Origin of the sequence: Bradyrhizobium sp. AUGA SZCCT0431, from assembly GCF_018131065.1 — a bacterium.
In the GTDB taxonomy this organism is placed as follows: Bacteria; Pseudomonadota; Alphaproteobacteria; order Rhizobiales; family Xanthobacteraceae; genus Bradyrhizobium.
The window spans coordinates 90,014-109,048 of record NZ_JAFCLR010000009.1 but is presented as its reverse complement, the minus strand read 5'-3'; the positions used below and the strand labels follow the sequence as shown (position 1 = coordinate 109,048).

The window sequence follows — 19,035 nt, the reverse complement described above, 5'->3', positions numbered from 1 at the left end:
AATTCGTCTCATTGCAAGTAAGCCCGCTCCGGAGGGTCACTCTGGCTGAAGCACCTCATCCGCGGTAGGATTGTTCGCGGGTGGAACCCCGATGGCTCGCCTGCACGCTTGTTAAAGGGAGGTACAACGAACGCTAGAGGGAGGTAAAAACCAATGAAAATCAGTTCGCTTACGAAGACGGCTCTGGTCGCGGCAGTCTCTGCCACATTGGCGCTCGCCGTCACGGCGCATGCCCAGCAGCCTCGAACCCTCAAGATCCAGTCGGCGGTGCCTGCGTCGTCAACAACGCACGACGCCTTGAGGTTCTTCGCCGACCGGGTCGACAAGCTGACGGGTGGCAACCTCAAGATCGACGCGCTGCCAGGCGGCGCGGTCGTGCCGCCTTTCGAGATACTGGATGCCACGCACAAGAAGGTGATCGATGGTGCTTACGGCATCTCCTACTGGTGGTACGGCAAGAACAATGCCGCAACGCTCTTCTCCAACACTCCGGCCGGCATTGCCGGCATGGATGCGATCGACTTCATCGGCTGGGTCTACGACGGCGGCGGCCTCGAGTTGTGGAACGAGTTCTATCAGAAGGAGCTGAAGCTCAACCTGGTCGCATTCCCGAGCATCCCGCCCAGCCCGCAGGCGCTCGGCTGGTTCAAGCGGCCAATCAAGGACCTCGCTGACTTCAAAGGCATGAAGTGCCGCCAGACCGGCATCGTCGCCCAGCTCTATGCCAAGATGGGCATGGCTGTCGTCAATATGCCGGGGGGTGAAATCCTGCCCGCCGCCGAACGTGGCACCATCGATTGCGCGGAGTGGGTGGGTGGAGTCGAGGACCAGCGCCTCGGATTGCACACGGTTTGGAAATACCACTACACGCCGGGCATGCACGAGAGCGCCTCGGTCGCCGAGCTCGCGATCAACAAGGATGTCTGGGACAGCCTGCCGGATCAGAACAAGGAAGCGATCAAGTCGGCCACATCGGAAACCTTCCTGCGCTGGTGGGCGACCTTTCAGAAAATGAACGCGGAGGCCATTGCGGAGTTTACGACCAAGCACGGCGTCAAGCTCCTGACGACACCGCCTGAGATCAACACTGCCTTCCTCAAGACCTGGGACGAGTTCGCCGCCGCGGAATCCGCGAAGAATCCGTTCTTCAAGAAGGTTTACGAGTCGCAAAAGGCCTATGCTTCGAAGGTCGTGCCGGCCAAGCGCTTCATGTTCCCGCCATACGCACTCCAGGCGGACTACTACTGGCCTGTGAAAACACAGTGAGATGGAGTTGATGGACGCCTTGAGACGACTGGAAGGGCGGCGGCCTCGGCCGCCCTTCTCGCTCCGGAGGTTCGGTTAAGCGAAGCGCCCCCAAACACGAAAGCCAGTGTGGCTCTCCCGATTTGTGTTGGGATCATCGCCGACGCTCGACCCAACCTACAAGCAAGCCCCTTAGCTTCTCGCCGCGGGCCCCGAGCCCGGAAAAAGCAGATCCTACCTCAACACGCTCGGCGGCCACAGAGCGATCTGCGGGAACAGCAGCAGCAGCATCAGGACGATTACCTGGATCACCATGTAGTCGGCCATGCCCTTGTAGATCGTCGCCAGGCTCCACTGCGGAACGACATTGCGCAGGTAGTAGGCTGACATGGCAACCGGTGGGCTCAAGAACGCGGTTTGAATGTTCACGGCGGTCAGGGCCCCGAACCAGAGCAGCAAGTCGAGCTTGTTCAGGCCGAACTGGAGCTTTTCTACCACCGGCAGAACGATCGGCATAAAGACCAGGATGATCACAGGCCACTCGAATGGCCATCCCAGCACGAAAAAGATGAACATGATCAGGGCCAGCTTCCACCAGTCATCGAGGGGAACGGCTAGGAGCGAATTTGTGATTAAGTTCGCCGAGCCAAGCTTCGTGAAGACGGCGCCGAATACATTCGAGGCCACGGCCAGAAACAGCACCATGGCCGAGGTCACCATGGTGTTAATACCCGCGTTGATGATCGACCTCATGTTGAGCCGACCGTAGAGGAGCGCCAGGAAGGCGGCTCCGAAGGCGCCACACGAGGCGGCCTCGGTCGGCGTCGCCAAGCCACCGATGATGGTTCCCAGGGTAAAGCCGATCAGCGCACTCAGCGGCGCTATACCTAGGACGATGGCGCGGAAATAGGCGCTTCGGACATAGGGAAACGTCGTCAACAACGCCAGGACCAATGCCACGGCCGAAACACCCAATGGACCAATGCTGACGGGAAGACGCGGGGCGTCTGCTCGACCCAGCAACCAGTCCAGGAGCAAATAGGTGATCGCCACCAAGCAGACGAGACCCAATCCCACCACAGGCGCGCCCACCTTTTCCGTGGTCATCTGGTTGTGAGCGGATCTGCGTTCTTCCATCGTCATCGGTGGACCGAGCCTCGGATTGATGAAGCTGCGGGTGAGCGTGTAGGCGATATAGCAGCCGGCGAGCAGGAAGCCGGGACCGAACGCTGCCGAATAGAGCAGATTGACGGGCACGCCCATGGTCGGGCCCATCACCACCAACATCACGCTGGGCGGGATCAGAATGCCAAGCGTACCGCCGGCGGCGATAGCACCGGACGACAGTCGGGCATCATAGCCGGCCTTAATCATCATCGGGGCGGCCATGACGCCGAGCACAGTCACGGCGGCGCCGACGATGCCTGTCGCCATGGCAAAGATCGTCGCCGTCAGGATGACCGCCAGATAAAGCGAGCCGCGCACCGACGCGAGAAGGCTGCGCAGCGCTCCGAAGAGCCGCTCCATGAGCCCGGCCTGCTCGGTCATATAGCCCATGAAGATGAACAGCGGCACGGCTGGAAAGATCTCGTCCTTCATCGTGCCCCAGATCTGCAGATAGGCCAGATTGAACGTCTGCTCCCACCCCAGCCCGAGCCCACCGAAGATGAGGGCGAGAAACAGCAGCGTGAAGGAGATCGGGAAACCGATGAAGATGACCGCGACCATGCCGACGAGCATGATGAGTCCGAGGATCTCGGTAAAGCTCATGTCTTCAGACCTCGATCTTCTCGTGCTTGGTCAAGAACTCGCCGGTTCGCCAAGCCCAGAGGCTCTTCATGAGCTCCGAGATGCCCTGCAAGAGCAGCATGAAGGCAGCCAGCGGAATAACGCCGCGCAGTGGCCACAAGACCGGCGTCCAGGCACCGGAACTCGAGCGCTCGTCGATCGAGAGCGAGTACAAGAAGTCGTCAATCGAGATGAAGAACAACACGGCCATTGTCGGCAGGAAGAATAGTAGAAACGCCAGGCTGTCGATCATGCCCTTGGTTCGGTCCGAGAACGCTGCCCACAACATGTCGGTGCGGACGTGAGCGCCCTTCAGGAGCGCCAATGCGGCCCCCAACATGAACAGGGCCGCGTACGACATCGTTGTTATATCGAGGGCCCAGATCGTCGGCTCCCTGAGGAAGTATCGGGCAAAAACTTCGATCACGTTTGCGAAGATCAGGGGAATCAGCAAAAGCACGAAGAGGTGGCCGGTCCACTCCGTGAACTTGTCGATGGTGCGGATAACGGCCAAATAGCCCCGGGGTGGCGACCGCTTTGGCGGAGAGGAGACGCTGGTCATTGCAGTGGCCATCAACTGACCCTCAGAGGCAGCCCCGTCGTGGACCCAGTGAAAAACGGGCCGCACCATCCAGTGCGACCGATCAGTCCCCGTCGAGCGGTCCGGTGGAATGTTACTTTAGCGGCGATCTCGGCGCCAGCGGCTGGATAGCCGTCGCAGCCGCCGCCAGGAGCGCGGACGGCCATCCAGCCTCCAGACCGGGCACGAGGACCTCGGGGCCTGCATACCTTGGTGGAGGGAGGGGTGTGGGTCTTGAGCGCCAATCGTCTGGATGAGGCGGTCCAATAGCGCCGTCATGGCGCGCTCGCTCACACGACGAGCGACAGTTCAACTTCTGATGAATGACTGCTTATGGCACTTTTCGGACCTGGCGCGATGTCCGACTTGAGTCCGTTATGCGCACCAAAGCGGACGTCCGCCAACGCCTCTGGTTTTATGGGTTCACGGCCTAGCCCACACGCTTCCACGATGGCGCGAGGCCCTCGCGCATGGCCAGCCGCCGCAGCGGGCCGAACGAGCCGATCAGATGCAGCCCCAACGCGCGCAGCGACTGCACGGGGAGGAAATCGCTGAGCAGCGAGCGGTTGGCGAGGTCGATGGCAAACATCCGGCTGGCGACATCGGCGCGGCGGGCGGATTGATAGCGCGCCAGCACCTGCGGCGCGCCCGGATCCTCGCCGATCGAGATCGCGTGGCCTGCGATATCGGCAATGTCTGCGGCATCGCGCAATCCCATGTTGAGACCCTGCGCGCCGATCGGCGGCAGCACATGGGCGGATTCGCCGACCAGCGCGACGCGATGGCTGGCGAATTGTCTGAGGCTTTCGATCGAGAGCGGAAACAGATTGCGCCCGGGCTCGACCCGGACGCTGCCGAGAATGGAATGCGATTGCTTTTCCGCGGCATCGGACAGTTCGTCGTCGCCGAGCGCCATCAGCCGTTGCGCTTCCCTGGCGGCGGAGACCCACACCACGCTGCTGCGGTTGCCGGGCAGGGGCACGAACACGCATGGCCCGCGCGGGGTATGAAACTCGGTGGAGATATTCTTGTGCGGCCTTGAATGGCTGATGTTGAAGGTCAATGCCGACTGGTGCAGGTCGCGACGCTTGACGTCGATCCCGGCGGCCTCGCGCGACAGGGACTGCCGCCCGTCGGCGCCGATCACCAGCCGCGCCGACAGCGACCCTCCCGCACGGGTGTGGATGGCAATCATTGCATCCTGCGGATCGACCGCTGCCGCCTCATCGTCAAATCGCGTCAGGCCGGACAATTCGGCCGCGCGCTCTTCCAGCGCCGCCATCAGCGTCCGGTTGTCGATGTTGTAGCCGAATTGGTCGAGGCCGATTTCCTGCGACGAAAACCGCACCTCCGGCGCCCGGATCAGGCGGCCGGTGTCGTCGACGAGCCGCATGGTCCGCAAGGCCGCGGCCCGATCCCGGCAGCGGCGCCAGACATCCAGACGTTCGAGCAGATCGGTGGAGGCGCCCAGCAGCGCCGTGGTGCGGTTGTCGGCATAGGGGGCGCGGCGGGCGAGCAAGGCGGTCCTGGCACCGGTCTCCGCCAGCGCGATGGCGGCGGTCAGTCCCGCCGGTCCGCCGCCGATCACAACGGTGTCATAAATTGGCGATGCATCGTTCATATTGGAACAATTGACATTCGCGGCGGCATTTTCAAGTCATTGACCTTCTTAAATGTTTCCACCGCTTCGCGCGGCGGAACGCCGCAAGCGCGATATGCAAATCGGGGCGATTCCTGTTAGCACTGCCGGAGCAATGAACCAGACACAAGAGCCAATAGCATCTCCCGCTACGACCCGAATGCGGACGGCCGCATTCGGCGTCCACGTCTTCACGGCGCTTGGAGCGGGCATCGGCCTGATTGCGATGCTGGAAGCAGTACGCGAGCACTGGGCCGCCATGTTCGGCTGGCTTGGCGTCGCGCTCATCATCGACGCCATCGACGGTCCGCTCGCGCGCAAATTCGACGTGGTGCGGCTGCAGCCGAACTGGTCCGGGGAGGTGCTCGACCTCGTGGTCGATTTCGTCACTTACGTCTTCGTTCCTGCCTACGCCATCACCGCGAGCGGCTTCCTGCTGCCGCTGGCGGCGCCGCTGCTCGGCATCGGCATCATGACCTCCAGCGCGCTCTATTTTGCCGACCGCCGCATGAAGGCGGCCGACAACCATTTCCGCGGCTTTCCGGCGGTGTGGAACGTCGCGGCATTCTATCTGTTTCTGCTGCATCCACCGCCGGTGCTTGCCACCCTTGGCGTAGCGGTCCTGATCGCGCTAACCTTCGCGCCGTTCCACGTGCTGCATCCGATCCGCGTCGTGCGCCTGCGCTGGCTGACCCTGTGGCTGCTGGCCGCATGGGCCGTGCTTGCGGCCTACACCATTGTCTGCGACTTCGCCGTGGGCATTCCCATCACCTTCGGTCTCTGCGCGATCGCCATCTACGTCGCCGGCAGCGATGCCGTGATCCGGAAACTGAAATCGTTCAAGGCATGATGGAATTACTGACCAGCCCGGAAGCGTGGGCGGCGCTATTGACGTTGACGGCGCTGGAAATCGTGCTCGGCATCGACAACGTCATCTTCCTGTCGGTGATCGTATCGCGGCTTCCGCCGGAGCAGGCAAAGCGCGCACGCCAGATCGGCTTGCTGCTGGCGCTGGTGTTCCGCATCCTGTTGCTCAGCGTCCTGGTGTGGCTGATCGGCCTGAAGGAACCGGTTCTGACGCTGAAAGGTGTGACGCTCTCGTGGCGCGACATCATCCTGATCGGCGGCGGCATGTTCCTGATCGGCAAGGCGACGCATGAAATTCACGCCGAAGTGGAGGCGCGCGAGGTCGAGCCGGAGGCCAAGTCGAACGCGAGCGTATTCTTCTGGGTGATCATGCAGATCATCGTCGTCGACCTGGTGTTCTCGCTGGATTCGATCATCACCGCGATCGGCATGGCTGAGGATATCGAGATCATGGTCGCGGCCGTCGTGATCGCCTGCTTCATCATGTACGTCTCGTCGGGCCCGGTTTCGAAGTTCGTGGCCGATCACCCGACCACCAAGATGCTGGCACTGGCGTTCCTGGTGCTGATCGGCGTGGCGCTGGTGGCGGACGGATTCAAATTCCACATCCCGCGCGGCTACATCTATTTTGCCATCGTGTTCGCGGCCGCGGTCGAACTGTTCAACGTGCTGGCCCGGCGCAATCGCAAAAAAGTCGCTAAACAACGGGTTTAGGCCCGCGAGTTGACAATACGGCCTTGATGGCTTTCGCTCCGCCACGAGCCGGGGCGCTTGAAGCCGATACCGAGGGAGAAAAGGTGATGGTCAAGGCCGTGCGCGTGCACAAGGTAGGGGGGCCGGAAGCCCTGGTCTATGAGAGCGTCGACGTGCCGGCGCCGGGACCGGGCGAGGTCCGCATGCGCCAGCACGCCGTCGGCCTGAACTTCATCGACGTGTATTTCCGCACCGGTCTCTACAAGGCGCCGGGGCTGCCATTCATCCCCGGCAATGAGGCGGCGGGCGAAGTGGTGGCGGTCGGTCCTGGTGTCACCAACTTCCATCCCGGCGACCGCGTCGCCTATTATTTCAATCTCGGCGGCTACGCCTCTGAACGCGTGATCCCGGCGGACAAGCTGGTCAAGCTGCCCGACCACATCACCTACGAGCAGGGCGCGGTGCTGATGCTCAAGGGCCTGACGGTCTGGTATCTCCTGCACAAGACCTTCAAGGTCGAGCCCGGGCATCGCGTGCTGATCCACGCGGCCGCCGGCGGCATCGGCTTGTTGGCCTGCCAATGGGCGAAAGCGCTCGGCGCGCATGTCATCGGCACCGTCGGCACCAAGGCGAAAGCCGACCTCGCGCTCGCCAATGGCTGCGACCACGTCATCCTCTACAACGAGGAGGACTTTGTCGCGCGCGTCAAACAGATCAGCCGCAACGAACTGTGCGACGTCGTCTATGACGGCGTCGGCAAGACCACGTTCCCGGGTTCGCTGTCCTGCCTGCGGCCGCGCGGCCTGTTCGTCAGCTTCGGCAATGCGTCGGGCCCGGTGCCGCCGTTCGCGCTCGCCGAGCTCAACAACCACGGCTCGCTGTTCGCGACGCGGCCAAAACTCAACGATTACGTCAGCACCCGCCGCGAACTGCTGGAGGGGGCCGACACGTTGTTTGCCGCCGTCATCAACGGCAAGCTGCACGTGCCGATCAACCACGCCTATGCGCTGAAAGACGTCGCCAAGGCGCACACCGACCTGGAGGGCAGGGCGACGACGGGGGCGATTATTCTTCGGCCGTGATAGGGTGTCGTCCCGGCCTTGAGCTCAGATGTGCAATTGCACATCGGGGGACCCATACCGCGTGATCCATCGATAGAAAAAGTCGGCAGACACTGCCTGCAATTCGAACGGCCGCGGCGTATGGGTCCCGGCGTTCGCCGGGACGACGATAGGGTTGAGCTACGCCACCAGCCGCGCGGCGCCCGCCCTGGTCAAAACCGTATCCAGACAATCGATCATCATCGAGATTTCCTCGCGCGTGACGTTGAGCGCCGGCATGAACCGCAGCGCGTCCGGCTGCGGCGAGTTGAGCAGCACGCCTTCCGCAAATGCCTGCGCGACGATCGAGGCGCCGATCGGCAGTTTGAGGTCGAGCGCCAGCAATAGCCCCCGGCCGCGCACGTTGCCGAGACCGTGGCGCGCCGACAGCTTCTGCAATTCGCTTTCCAGGAACAGACCAGTGTCCGCCACCGACTTCAGGAAGCCGGGCGCTACGACGTGTTCGAGCACCGCAAGGCCGGCGGCGCACATCAGCGGATTGCCGTTGAAGGTGCCGCCCTGATCGCCGTGCTCGAAACAGGATGCATATTCGGTCGCCAGCAATGCCGCGAGCGGCACGCCGCCGCCGATGCCTTTGCCGAGCGTCATGATGTCAGGTTCGATCCCGGCATGCCCGTAGTGGAACAGTTTTCCCGACCGGCCCATGCCGGTCTGGATCTCGTCGACGATCAGCAGCAGGCCGCGCTCCTGGGTCAGCGCCCGCAACTCCCTGAGGAATTGATCGGTCGCCGGCCAAACGCCGGCTTCGCCCTGCATCGGCTCGAGCATGACAGCAACGGTCTTGCTCGAGATCAACCGCTTGACGGAATCGAGATCGTTGAGCTGCGCCTTTGGAAATCCGGTGACCTTGGGCTCGAACAGCGGCTCGAAAGCCTTCTTGCCCGACGCCGACATGGTGGCGAGCGTGCGGCCGTGGAAGCCGCCGACAAAGGTGATGATCTCATGCGCGCCGCCCTTGTACAGCGTACCAAATTTGCGCGCGAGCTTGATGGCGCCCTCGTTGGCTTCCGCCCCCGAATTCGCAAAGAACACCTGGTCGAAGCAGCTGTTGGCGACCAGTGCATTGGCGAGCTTGAGGCTGGGCTCGTTGAAGAACGCCGGGCTTGGCGTCAGCAGCAGTTTTGCCTGCGCGGCAATCGCGTCGGCGATGATGGCCGGCGAATGGCCGAGGCAATTGACTGCCCAGCCTTGCATGAAATCGAGATAGCGCTTGCCGCTGTCGTCCCACAGATAGGCGCCTTCGCCCTTGACGAAGACGGTGGCGGGCCGCGCGGTGATGTTCATCAATGCGTCGAACGGTTGGGTAGCGTTGGTCATGTCGAAATCCTCGTTGGGTTTGGGTGAAGGGCAGGCCGAAACGCAAGAAGGCCGCACTTTTCGGGTGCGGCCTTCTCGAAAACGTTGCTGAACTTAGTTGATCAGCGATGTCGTCGGACATGGCGCAGCCCATCATCGTCGCAAGAGCGACGACGGAAAGCTGCGCGGCGGTTGGTCCGGTTCAATATCATGGCGCAGGCCCATACAGCCGAATGGCCGGCCCTGTCAAGCGGGAGCTGGTCATCACTCGATTCCATAGCGGCGGAATTCATCAGATATGTCGGCCTTGATCGCCCTGGCGGCGGCTATGTCGCTCTCCGCGCCGCTTTCATCGCCCTTTTTCCGCTTGGCGATGCCGCGGCCGTACAGCGAGTTCGCCAGCTTCGGATCGACGCCGAGCGCAACCGTGAAGCCGTCGATCGCCGCGTCGAACTGGCCGAGCTTGAGATAGCAGAAGGCGCGGCTGTCGAGCGTTTGGGCGTCGTCCGGCCTGTGCCGGAGCGACTCGCTGCAGTCTGCAAGCCCTTCCTGCGGACGGCCGAGAATGGCCCGTGTCAGGCACCGGGCGTTGAGCGCGGCGGCGTATTTCGGATTGAACCGGATCGCCTGGTCAAGGTCGGACAGCGCCCGTGAAAAGTCGTGACGGTCAAAGTGAATAAGACCGCGCGCATAGGCATCGCGATATTCGTCAGGCGCCAGCCGCAGCGACTGGTCCAGGTCGGCGAGCGCGCGTTCGATATCGCCTTTGCCTCTGAACAGGCGCGCCCGGTTGCCATAGGCAGCGGCGTAGTTCGGATCGAGCCGGATTGAAGTGTTCAGGTCGGCGAGCGCGCGGGGTTCGTCGCCGTGATTCCAATAGGCGGTGCCACGGTTGAAATAGGCGAGTGCGAATTTCGGGTCGAGCTTGATCGCGTGATCATAGTCGAACATCGCACGACCGAAATCGTTGATGTCGCCGTAGGAGTTGCCGCGGTTGTTGTAGTACCAGGGATCGATCGAATTGAGCCGGATCGCCTGATTATAATCGGCGATCGCCTTTTCCGGTTCACCCTTGTCGCTATAGGTGATCCCGCGGTTGAACCAGGCGAATGAGCCCTTCGGATCGAGCGCAATGGCGCGGTCCAGATCGGCGATGGCCCTGACGACCTCGCCCTTGCGGCGCCAGGCTTCACCGCGGTTGGTGTAGGCGCCGGCGAGTTTCGGCTTGAGCCGGATCAGTTCGTTGAAATCGGCGATCGCCCGGTCGACGTCGTTCTTGGTGAGGTATTTGGCGCCGCGATTGAGGTAGGCGCCGGCGAGGTCTTTTGGCTTGGTACCTTTCGCCGCGATCACGGCCGTGCAGCCCGCGATAATCTGGTCAGGGGTGGCCTTGCCACCGCTAAAGCATGAGCTTCGGGCCGTCGCCACGGGAGACGGTGCCTTCGCGAAAGCCGGCATGGCCGTGAGCACCGTCGCTAGACACACCATGGCCTTTACGGCGCCAAAGCCGATCAGAGTGCTGTTGAAATTCGCCATCTTCGATCTCGCGCTGACCCGTGCAGCCAATTTTCAAATTGCCTGCTTTTGTGAGACCAGGGCCCGGATCGGTTCATTTCCAGGTTTCGCAGTTGAACCGGTTCGATGATGGAGCCGACCAAGGCGAGCCAATCAACCGCGCAGGTCATCCCAGTGTCCGACGACTATTCCTATCCCATCGACATCGACAGCATCCGCAGGGCATTTCCGCCGGGCACCGAGGCGCCGCAATTACTGATTGATTTCGCTGGCTGGCTCAAAGGTCGCGATTGGGGCAATGTCGGCTGCTACGAGCTTGTCGGGGACTTTTCCGACAATGCGCCGATCGTCGACGGCAGCCCGCTGCGCGACCAGTTCGCGCTGTTTGCGCGGTTGCCGGAAGGCTCGGTCGTCGGCGCCTGGTACGGGGCCGGCAACAGCGCTGCGAATGCGCCGATCGTGGTGCTGGGCTCCGAGGGCCAATACGAAATCATCGCAGCTTCGCTCGAGGCTTTGCTGGCCAAGATCGCAATCCAGCGGTTTGAGGAAGACGTGGTATGGACCGACTTCACGCCGCACGAAGATGCCGAGGATGAAACCGGCGAACTCGCCGATTGGTTGGCCAAACGTTTCCGCGTGAGGGACCTCAGGAGTTTGACGGAGCCGCCGACCGGACTGCCGGACTTCGGCCAATGGATGGAGAAATGGTGCAGGGATCGCGAGGCGTTTTGGGAAACGCATCCGGCGATGACCAGGCTCGCGGATCAGTTGATTGCGCACCGGCCACCTGGCAAGACGCCATGGGATCGCACGATTTTCGAGGTCGCTATCGCGGGCCAGCAGTATCAGGTGCGCGTGCTGGATCGGGGCCGCCAGCCGATCGAAGAAGTCGTCGCGATTGAACCGTTGCTGCGCTGTCTGCGCGACGACATGTGGCGGGCGAAACCCGATCTCGGCCTTTGGTATTCGATGTCGTTTTCGATGGGGGCCGATGGCCGCATCCTGCCGCGCTTCGACTATGAGACGCGTCCGGCGATCAATGACGTTCCCGTCGCAATTGCTGAGGCGCGAACCGACCTTGTCCGCGCACCCCGGCCCGAACGATGGGTGCCGGCGTGGCTGTCGACTTGAGCAGATGGGTCAGAATCCCGCGACGCTGCCGTGCAGATCGTATTGGTCCGCACGCTCGATCTTGGCCGTGACGATTTCGCCGATCCGCAACGGCCGGCGGCTGGAGACATAGACCGCGCCATCGATCTCGGGCGCGTCGGCCTTGGAGCGGCCCTTCGAGACGGTAGGGCCGACTTCGTCGATGATGATCTGCTGCCGCGTGCCGACCTTGCGTTTCAGACGACGCGCGGAGATTTTCTGCTGCCGCGCCATCAGCGCGTTCCAGCGCTCCTGCTTGATCTCGTCGGGCACGGGACTGCCGATCGCATTCGAGGAGGCGCCGGCGACCGGTTCATATTTGAAACAGCCGAGGCGATCGATCTCGGCTTCCTCGAGCCAGTCGAGCAAATAGGCAAAGTCGGAATCGGTCTCGCCGGGGAAGCCGACGATGAAGGTCGAGCGCAGCGTTAGTTCGGGACATTGCTCGCGCCATTTCTTGATCCGCGCCAGCGTCTTTTCCTGCGCGGCCGGGCGCTTCATCGCCTTGAGCACTTCGGGGCTTGCGTGCTGAAAGGGAATGTCGAGATAGGGCAACACCTTGCCCTCTGTCATCAGGCCGATGACTTCGTCGACATGCGGGTAGGGGTAGACATATTGCAGCCGCACCCAGGCACCGAGTTCGCCGAGTTCCCTGGCGAGGTCGAAGAATTTGGCGCGGACCTGGCGGTCCTGCCACGGGCTCTCGGCATACTTGATGTCGACGCCGTAGGCCGAAGTATCCTGCGAGATCACGAGCAGTTCCTTGACGCCGGCGGCGACCAGTTTTTCTGCCTCGCGCAGCACGTCACCCGCCGGGCGCGACACCAGGTCGCCGCGCAGCTTCGGGATGATGCAGAAACTGCAGCGATTGTTGCAGCCTTCGGAAATCTTCAGGTAGGCGTAGTGCCGCGGCGTCAGCTTGACGCCCTGCGGCGGCACCAGATCGAGATGCGGATTATGGACCGGTGGCAGCGCCCGGTGCACCGCGTCCAGCACGCTCTCATATTGCTGCGGACCCGTGATCGAGAGCACACCCGGATAGGCGGCCTCGATCTGCTCGGGTTCCGCGCCCATGCAACCGGTGACGATGACCTTGCCGTTCTCCGCCATGGCCTCGCCGATGGCACCGAGCGATTCCTGCTTGGCGCTGTCCAGGAACCCGCAGGTGTTAACGATAACGATGTCGGCGCCGTCATGCTTGCGCGCCAGTTCATAGCCTTCGGCCCGCAGCCGCGTGATAATGCGCTCGGAATCCACCAGCGCCTTGGGGCATCCCAATGAAACAAAGCTGATCTTGGGCGCGGCGGCCTGTTGCATATCTTATCTGCCTGATTGATCAGCACGAGCTAGTCCCAATTGCCCACAATTACAAGGCTTTGCGCGGGACCATGACGTGCTATGGATGGGCCCGCCGGGTTAAGAGTTGATCGATGAGCGCTGAGTCGTCACCGAAAATCGTCATTGTCGACGAAAGCCCGATCCGCGCGGCCATTCTCGAAGAGGGGCTGCGGGAGGCGGGCTTTACCCGCGTGGTCCATATCAGCGAAATGCAGAGCCTGCTGGCGCGGATCTATTCCGAAGATCCCGACGTGATCCTGATCGACCTGGAAAACCCCAGCCGCGACGTGCTGGAGGCGATGTTCCAGGTCAGCCGCGCCGTGCGGCGGCCGATCGCGATGTTCGTCGACCAGAGCGACGCCGCCTCGATCCAGGCCTCGGTCGATGCGGGCGTCTCCGCCTATATCGTCGACGGCCTGAAGAAGGAACGGATCAAGCCGATCCTCGACCTCTGCATCTCGCGCTTCAATGCCTTTTCCAAGCTGCAGGACGAACTCGACCGCACCAAATCGGCGCTGGAGGAACGCAAGGTCATCGACCGCGCCAAGGGGATCCTGATGAAAGTGAAGGGCCTCACGGAAGACGAGGCCTACGTGCTGATGCGGTCCACCGCGATGCGCGAAAAGAAGAAAATCGGCGAGATCGCGCAGTCGATCCTGACCGCGTCGGAGCTGCTGAAATGACCACACCGCTGCATATCGGCTTCATCCCGCTGGTTGACGCCTCCGCGCTGATCATTGCCGTCGACAAGGGCTTTGCCGCTGCCGAGGGGCTCGATGTCACGCTGACGCGGGAAGTGTCGTGGTCAAACGTCCGCGACAAGCTCAATATCGGCCATTTCGACGCGGCGCATCTGCTGGCGCCGGTTGCGATCGCCTCAAGCCTTGGACTTGGCCACGTCAAGCTGCCGATCGTGGCGCCGTTCAATCTCGGGCTCAACGGCAATGCGATCACGATATCGCCGGCCCTGCATGCGGCGATCATGGGCGAGATCGACGGCGACCCGCGCAATCCGCTGGTGACGGCGCAGGCGCTCTCTCGGGTGGTGGCTGCGCGGCGCAAGGCCGGCGCGGAGCCGCTGACGTTCGGCATGACGTTTCCGTTCTCGACCCATAACTACCAGCTTCGTTTCTGGATGGCGGCGGGTGGGGTCGATCCCGACGAAGACGTCCATCTGGTGGTGCTGCCGCCGCCCTACATGGTGGACAGCCTGGCCAACGGCCACGTCGATGCGTTCTGCGTCGGCGCGCCCTGGAATTCGGTGGCCGTCGATCTCGGTATCGGTCACATCCTGCATTTCGTCTCCGACATCCTGGTGCGTGCCGCGGAAAAGGTGCTTGCGGTCAGGCAAAGCTGGTCAGACAAGAATCCGGAAGTCCTGGCGGCCTTGATCCGGGCCGCCTCGCGCGCCGCGCAATTCATCGAGCAACCGGACAATCGCACCGAGGCCGCGCATATCCTCGCGAAGCCGGAATATATCGGCGTCGATGCCGAAGTGATCCTGCGGACGCTGGACGGCCGGTTGAAGATTTCCCCCGACGGCAAGATCCGCGAAAGCAGCCGCTATCTGCTGGTCGGACGCGAGGGCGCCGCGCGGCCCGATCCCGCACAGGCCGCCTGGCTCTATGCCCAGATGGTGCGCTGGGGACAGACGGCGATGCGGCCGGACGCGCTCAAGACCGCCATGGGGGTGTTCAGGCCGGATCTCTATGACGCTGCCTTGGGACATTCCTTGGGACAGCCAGGCAAGTCCGGTAACGGTGCGGATGCGGTCGGCGCGTTTGCCGGTCCCGCCTTCACGCCCGACGATATTGCCGGACATCTGGCGGCGTTCGAGATCGGCCGCTGGAAGCCATGACGGCCTGACCCTGATGAGGCAAAATTAGGCATTGATAACAACTGCCTAATAATTAGGCTAGCTGCCTTCCAAGTCGCTGTGAAGCGAGCTTCAGAGTTTCACCAGCCTGTTCCCAACGCTTTGATATTTCAAATAAGTTTTACGAAATCGGTTTGGCACGCAACTTGTATGTTGCAGTGCAGCCAAGCCGACGCGGATGTCGGTCGGCTCAAGTCCAAGATGGATTTCCGCAGCAACGAAGCTGGTCGGACCGAACAGGAGCAAAAGCCCGGCACCGCGGCTGCGCCGAGTTCCAAACGGTCAAACCCCATTCGTTGACGCCACCGATCGTGGCCGCAGGAGCTTCGTCACATCAGATGAAAATGGAAACGCTCACAGTCGACTTTACCGACGAGCAGAAGCGCTACCTCGAAGGCTTCACCACCGGCCTGCAGATCAGCCGGGTCGGGCGCGGCCTCGGCGGTGGTTCAGGCAAGGCGAATGCCGAGCCGAGCGGACCTGAGGCCGCGCACATCAAGGCGCAGGACAGGGTTACCGCCTCCGGCAAGAAGCTCGTCGAGCAGGAAAAGTGGAAGCGCGAGGAGCATCCGTTCGATGCGTATCCGCGGCTGAAGCAACAGGCGCTGGTCGATGCGCGGCCGTCGCCGGCGGACAATTTCCGCTGGCGCTATTACGGCCTGTTCTATGTAGGACCGGCGCAGGATTCCTACATGTGCCGGCTACGGATCCCGAACGGCATCATGAAGCATTGGCAGTTCGCCGGCATGGCTGACCTCGCCGAACAGCTGTGCGGCCCGTTCTGCCACGTCACCACGCGGGCGAATTTGCAGGTGCGCGAAATCCCGCCGAAGAACGCCGTGGCACTCATCGAAGGCATTCAGGACCTCGGCCTGTGTTCGCGCGGCTCCGGCGCCGACAATATCCGCAACGTCACGGGGACGCCGACGGCGGGGATCGATCCGCAGGAAATTCTCGACACCCGCGAATATGCCCGCGAGTGGCATTATCACATTCTCAACGACCGCTCGCTGACGGGACTGCCGCGCAAGTTCAACGTCGCCTTCGACGGCGCCGGCAAGATCGCAGTGCTGGAAGATACCAACGACATCGCGTTTTCCGCCGTCGAAGTGAAAGACGGTTTTGGCGTCGAGCCCGGCGTCTGGTTCAAGCTCGGCATCGGCGGCATCACCGGCCACCGGGATTTTGCCGCCAATACAGGCATCATCGTCAAGCCGGCCGATGCGACCAGGGTGTCGGATGCCATTGTCCGTGTCTTTATCGATCTCGGGGACCGCACCAACCGGCTCAAGGCGCGCTTGAAATATGTCATCGATGGCATGGGGATGGAAAAGTTCCTTGTGCTGGTCGAGGAGAAACTCGGCGACGCTTTTACGCGTGTGCCGGCGGATGCGCTGGCGCCACGGCCCAATTTCGACCGCACGGCGCATATCGGCGTGCACAAGCAGAAGCAGGATGGCTTGAACTGGATCGGCGTCGCACTGCCGCTCGGCAAAGTGACCTGCGAGCAGATGCGTGGCCTCGCCAAAATCGCGCAGGATCTCGGAGACGGCGATATCCGCCTGACGGTCTGGCAGAACCTGCTGATTCCGGGTGTGCCCGACGACAAGGTCGCGCTGGCTACGGCCGCGATCGAGGCGATTGGGCTTGCGATCGGGACCTCTGAACTCCGCGCCGGCCTGATTGCCTGCACCGGCCGCGCGGGTTGCAAATTCGGCCTTGCCGACACCAAGCGCACGGCGGCCAGGATCGCAGATTGGTGCGATCCGAGGGTGCCGATCGAGACGCCGATCAACATCCATCTCACCGGCTGCCACCATTCCTGCGCGCAGCATTACATCAGCGACATCGGCATGATCGGTGCGCGTATCCCGGTCGGCGATACCGACGACACGGTCGATGGCTTTCACGTCTTCACGGGCGGCGGCTTCGGTCCGGACGCCGATGTCGGGCAGGAGGTGTTTCACGACGTCACGGCGGAGGACGCGCCTGTCTATGTTGAGCGGCTGTTGAAGGCCTATCTGGCGCATCGCGCTTCGCCTGATGAAACCTTCCTGACGTTTGCGCGCCGCCATGATGGCGAGACGCTGCGCAAGCTGGCTGACGCCCAAGTATCTTCGTGAAGGTGTCCTCATGAACCAGATCACGCCGCCACCCAAGATCGAGATCATTCCCTCCAGCGCGCCGTTCTCCGAAGCGCAGCGCTCGTGGCTGAACGGGTTCTTTGCCGGCCTGCTGTCGGATGCGCCGACACCGTTGTCGGCCGAGCAGGGTGCTGCCGTCATGGAAGGCGGCGACGTCGATGACGGAGCGCCGTGGCACGACCAGACCATGCCGATTGCCGACCGCATGAAGCTCGCGGAAGGGCGCCCGCTGCGGCGGAAAATGATGGCGGCGATGGCGCAGCAGGACTGCGGCCAGTGCGGCTACAATTGCAACGACTATTCGGACGCGATCGCCGGCAAGACCGAGGCGCGGCTCAATCTCTGCGTCCCTGGCGGCAAGGAAACCGCCCGGATGCTGAAGTCGCTGTATGAGGAACTGGACAAGGCACCGGCGGCGCCATCATCGGCGGCTGCCGCAGCACCCGCCGCGCCCGCGGTCGTCGCAGAGCCGGGCCGCTCGCGCGACAATCCCGCGCCGGCAAAATTCCTCGGGCGCTATCTGCTCAACAAGGGCCAATCGGAAAAGGAAACCTGGCACATCGATTTCGACCTGTCGGGTTGCGGCCTCGATTATGTCGTCGGCGATTCCTTCGGCATCTTCGCCCGCAACGATCTCGGCAATGTCGATCAGATCATTGCCTTGCTCGGCGCCTCGCACACCACCAAAGTCCGTGGCAAGACCTTGCGCGAGGTGCTGCTCGACGATGTCTCGCTGGCACCGGCGCCGGATTCGCTGTTCGAACTGATCTCCTACCTCACCGGCGGCGCGCAGCGCGAGAAGGCGAGGGCGCTGGCGCAGGGTGAAGATCCCGACGGCGATGCCGCGACGCTCGACGTGATGGCGGTGCTGCAGAAATTTCCCAACGTGCGGCCGCATCCCGAAGCCTTCGTCGAAGCGCTGGAAGCGTTGCAGCCGCGACTCTATTCGATCTCTTCGTCGCACAATGCGACGCCTGGAAAACTCTCGCTGACGGTGGACTGCGTTCGCTACGTCATCAACAAGCGCAAGCGGCTCGGCCTTGCCTCCACCTTCCTCGCCGAACGCATCCAGCCCGGCGACGAGGTCAAGGTCTATGTGCAGAAGGCCCACGGCTTTGCGCTGCCGGAGGACCCGAAAATTCCGATCATCATGATCGGGCCGGGCACCGGCATCGCGCCGTTCCGCGCCTTCCTGCATGATCGCCGCGCCACCGGCGCGCCCGGCAAGAACTGGCTGTTCTTCGGCCATCAGCGCAGCGACTGCGACTTCTTCTACCAGGATGAACTCAACGCCATGAAGACGTCGGGGCTGCTGACGCGGCTGTCGCTGGCGTGGTCGCGCGACGGCGACAAGAAGTTCTACGTGCAGGACCGCATGCGCGAAGTCGGCCGCGAAGTGTGGACGTGGCTGGCCGAGGGCGCCAACGTTTACATCTGCGGCGACGCCAAGCGGATGGCCAAGGACGTCGAGCGCGCGCTGGTCGATATCGTTGCTCAGTTCGGCGCCCGGTCCACCGACGAGGCCGTCCTGTTTGTCGCGGAACTCAAGAAGAAGGGCCGGTTCCAGCAGGACGTCTATTAACCCGGTTACGAGCCGTAACCCCCGGGGGTAAAATCGTAATCCCCGGAGTTCCAGTTGGATCAAATCGGCCCGAATAAAATTCTCGCCCGAATCCGGTCGAGAGAATTTTTCACTGGAAAGTGAGTCCGCAGGAGGGTCCGTATCACTATTTTTCGGGCCCGCTTGCAAGTTGGCGCGAACGATATTCCATATGCAGCCCATG

15 protein-coding genes are annotated in these 19,035 nt (G+C 62.5%); 9 read left to right on the top strand and 6 right to left on the bottom strand.

The genetic code is table 11. From position 1 onward, the window contains the following. Nucleotides 1–153: 153 nt before the first annotated feature. Nucleotides 154–1,266 (top strand): TRAP transporter substrate-binding protein, encoded by a 1,113-nt coding sequence (locus JQ567_RS10705; protein ID WP_212438777.1) that lies wholly within the window; start codon nt 154–156, stop codon nt 1,264–1,266. A gap of 213 nt (nt 1,267–1,479) precedes the next feature. Here the strand turns inward: JQ567_RS10705 and JQ567_RS10700 are convergent, their stop codons facing one another. The 3 genes from JQ567_RS10700 to JQ567_RS10690 all read right to left on the bottom strand — a co-directional run bounded on the left by JQ567_RS10700 (nt 1,480) and on the right by JQ567_RS10690 (nt 5,234). Continuing rightward, complete coding sequence (locus JQ567_RS10700; RefSeq protein ID WP_212438776.1) at nt 1,480–3,015, bottom strand: TRAP transporter large permease subunit; 1,536 nt, start codon at nt 3,013–3,015, stop codon at nt 1,480–1,482. 4 nt (nt 3,016–3,019) lie between these two features. Beyond that, the gene (locus JQ567_RS10695) at nt 3,020–3,607 is read right to left on the bottom strand and encodes a TRAP transporter small permease subunit (protein WP_212438775.1); all 588 of its coding nucleotides are present in this window, start codon (nt 3,605–3,607) and stop codon (nt 3,020–3,022) included. A 436-nt stretch (nt 3,608–4,043) separates the two neighbouring features. Then, complete coding sequence (locus JQ567_RS10690; protein ID WP_212438774.1) at nt 4,044–5,234, bottom strand: UbiH/UbiF family hydroxylase; 1,191 nt, start codon at nt 5,232–5,234, stop codon at nt 4,044–4,046. Between the two features lie 133 nt (nt 5,235–5,367). On the opposite strand from JQ567_RS10690, the gene pcsA reads away from it, so the two are divergent. The 3 genes from pcsA to JQ567_RS10675 all read left to right on the top strand — a co-directional run bounded on the left by pcsA (nt 5,368) and on the right by JQ567_RS10675 (nt 7,894). Then, nucleotides 5,368–6,102 carry a phosphatidylcholine synthase gene (gene pcsA / locus JQ567_RS10685; protein ID WP_212438773.1) on the top strand — a complete coding sequence of 245 codons (735 nt, stop codon included), beginning with the start codon at nt 5,368–5,370 and terminating at the stop codon, nt 6,100–6,102. Beyond that, complete coding sequence (locus tag JQ567_RS10680; RefSeq protein ID WP_212438772.1) at nt 6,099–6,833, top strand: TerC family protein; 735 nt, start codon at nt 6,099–6,101, stop codon at nt 6,831–6,833. The genes pcsA and JQ567_RS10680 overlap by 4 nt, the downstream gene beginning before the upstream one ends. 86 nt (nt 6,834–6,919) lie before the next feature. Beyond that, the gene (locus JQ567_RS10675) at nt 6,920–7,894 is read left to right on the top strand and encodes a quinone oxidoreductase (RefSeq protein ID WP_212438771.1); all 975 of its coding nucleotides are present in this window, start codon (nt 6,920–6,922) and stop codon (nt 7,892–7,894) included. A 159-nt stretch (nt 7,895–8,053) separates the two neighbouring features. Here the strand turns inward: JQ567_RS10675 and JQ567_RS10670 are convergent, their stop codons facing one another. Beyond that, nucleotides 8,054–9,250 (bottom strand): acetylornithine transaminase, encoded by a 1,197-nt coding sequence (locus tag JQ567_RS10670; protein WP_212438770.1) that lies wholly within the window; start codon nt 9,248–9,250, stop codon nt 8,054–8,056. A gap of 243 nt (nt 9,251–9,493) precedes the next feature. Beyond that, nucleotides 9,494–10,765 (bottom strand): tetratricopeptide repeat protein, encoded by a 1,272-nt coding sequence (locus JQ567_RS10665; RefSeq protein ID WP_249165385.1) that lies wholly within the window; start codon nt 10,763–10,765, stop codon nt 9,494–9,496. 105 nt (nt 10,766–10,870) lie between these two features. Here JQ567_RS10665 and JQ567_RS10660 point away from each other — a divergent pair, with 105 nt between their 5' ends. After that, a complete protein-coding gene (locus JQ567_RS10660) occupies nt 10,871–11,875 on the top strand; it encodes a hypothetical protein (protein WP_249165384.1) in 1,005 nt (334 codons plus the stop codon). Between the two features lie 9 nt (nt 11,876–11,884). On the opposite strand, the gene rimO is transcribed toward JQ567_RS10660, so the two are convergent. Continuing rightward, entirely contained in the window at nt 11,885–13,210 is a 1,326-nt protein-coding gene (gene rimO / locus JQ567_RS10655; protein ID WP_212438769.1) for a 30S ribosomal protein S12 methylthiotransferase RimO, read from the bottom strand. Nucleotides 13,211–13,323: 113 nt separating this feature from the next. On the opposite strand from rimO, the gene JQ567_RS10650 reads away from it, so the two are divergent. The 4 genes from JQ567_RS10650 (at nt 13,324) to JQ567_RS10635 (ending at nt 18,833) form a co-directional block, all read left to right on the top strand. Further along, complete coding sequence (locus JQ567_RS10650; protein ID WP_209837170.1) at nt 13,324–13,914, top strand: ANTAR domain-containing response regulator; 591 nt, start codon at nt 13,324–13,326, stop codon at nt 13,912–13,914. Further along, nucleotides 13,911–15,089, top strand: coding sequence for a CmpA/NrtA family ABC transporter substrate-binding protein (locus JQ567_RS10645; protein ID WP_212438768.1), 1,179 nt, complete (start codon nt 13,911–13,913; stop codon nt 15,087–15,089). Before JQ567_RS10650 ends, JQ567_RS10645 begins: the two co-directional genes overlap by 4 nt. A gap of 356 nt (nt 15,090–15,445) precedes the next feature. Then, nucleotides 15,446–17,230, top strand: a complete 1,785-nt coding sequence (locus JQ567_RS10640; RefSeq protein WP_212438767.1) for a NirA family protein — start codon at nt 15,446–15,448, stop codon at nt 17,228–17,230. Nucleotides 17,231–17,240: 10 nt separating this feature from the next. Further along, nucleotides 17,241–18,833 carry a sulfite reductase subunit alpha gene (locus JQ567_RS10635; RefSeq protein ID WP_212438766.1) on the top strand — a complete coding sequence of 531 codons (1,593 nt, stop codon included), beginning with the start codon at nt 17,241–17,243 and terminating at the stop codon, nt 18,831–18,833. The last annotated feature ends 202 nt before the right edge of the window (nt 18,834–19,035 follow it).

Excerpts from the sequence above, each read along its gene's own strand:
- JQ567_RS10680 (WP_212438772.1), top strand. The coding sequence starts at position 6,099 with ATGATGGAATTACTGACCAGCCCGGAAGCGTGGGCGGCGCTATTGACG.
- JQ567_RS10695 (WP_212438775.1), bottom strand. The coding sequence starts at position 3,607 with ATGGCCACTGCAATGACCAGCGTCTCCTCTCCGCCAAAGCGGTCGCCA.
- pcsA (WP_212438773.1), top strand. The coding sequence starts at position 5,368 with ATGAACCAGACACAAGAGCCAATAGCATCTCCCGCTACGACCCGAATG.
- JQ567_RS10645 (WP_212438768.1), top strand. The coding sequence starts at position 13,911 with ATGACCACACCGCTGCATATCGGCTTCATCCCGCTGGTTGACGCCTCC.
- JQ567_RS10660 (WP_249165384.1), top strand. The coding sequence starts at position 10,871 with ATGATGGAGCCGACCAAGGCGAGCCAATCAACCGCGCAGGTCATCCCA.
- JQ567_RS10705 (WP_212438777.1), top strand. The coding sequence starts at position 154 with ATGAAAATCAGTTCGCTTACGAAGACGGCTCTGGTCGCGGCAGTCTCT.
- JQ567_RS10640 (WP_212438767.1), top strand. The coding sequence starts at position 15,446 with ATGAAAATGGAAACGCTCACAGTCGACTTTACCGACGAGCAGAAGCGC.
- JQ567_RS10650 (WP_209837170.1), top strand. The coding sequence starts at position 13,324 with ATGAGCGCTGAGTCGTCACCGAAAATCGTCATTGTCGACGAAAGCCCG.
- rimO (WP_212438769.1), bottom strand. The coding sequence starts at position 13,210 with ATGCAACAGGCCGCCGCGCCCAAGATCAGCTTTGTTTCATTGGGATGC.
- JQ567_RS10675 (WP_212438771.1), top strand. The coding sequence starts at position 6,920 with ATGGTCAAGGCCGTGCGCGTGCACAAGGTAGGGGGGCCGGAAGCCCTG.
- JQ567_RS10690 (WP_212438774.1), bottom strand. The coding sequence starts at position 5,234 with ATGAACGATGCATCGCCAATTTATGACACCGTTGTGATCGGCGGCGGA.
- JQ567_RS10635 (WP_212438766.1), top strand. The coding sequence starts at position 17,241 with ATGAACCAGATCACGCCGCCACCCAAGATCGAGATCATTCCCTCCAGC.
- JQ567_RS10670 (WP_212438770.1), bottom strand. The coding sequence starts at position 9,250 with ATGACCAACGCTACCCAACCGTTCGACGCATTGATGAACATCACCGCG.
- JQ567_RS10700 (WP_212438776.1), bottom strand. The coding sequence starts at position 3,015 with ATGAGCTTTACCGAGATCCTCGGACTCATCATGCTCGTCGGCATGGTC.
- JQ567_RS10665 (WP_249165385.1), bottom strand. The coding sequence starts at position 10,765 with ATGGCGAATTTCAACAGCACTCTGATCGGCTTTGGCGCCGTAAAGGCC.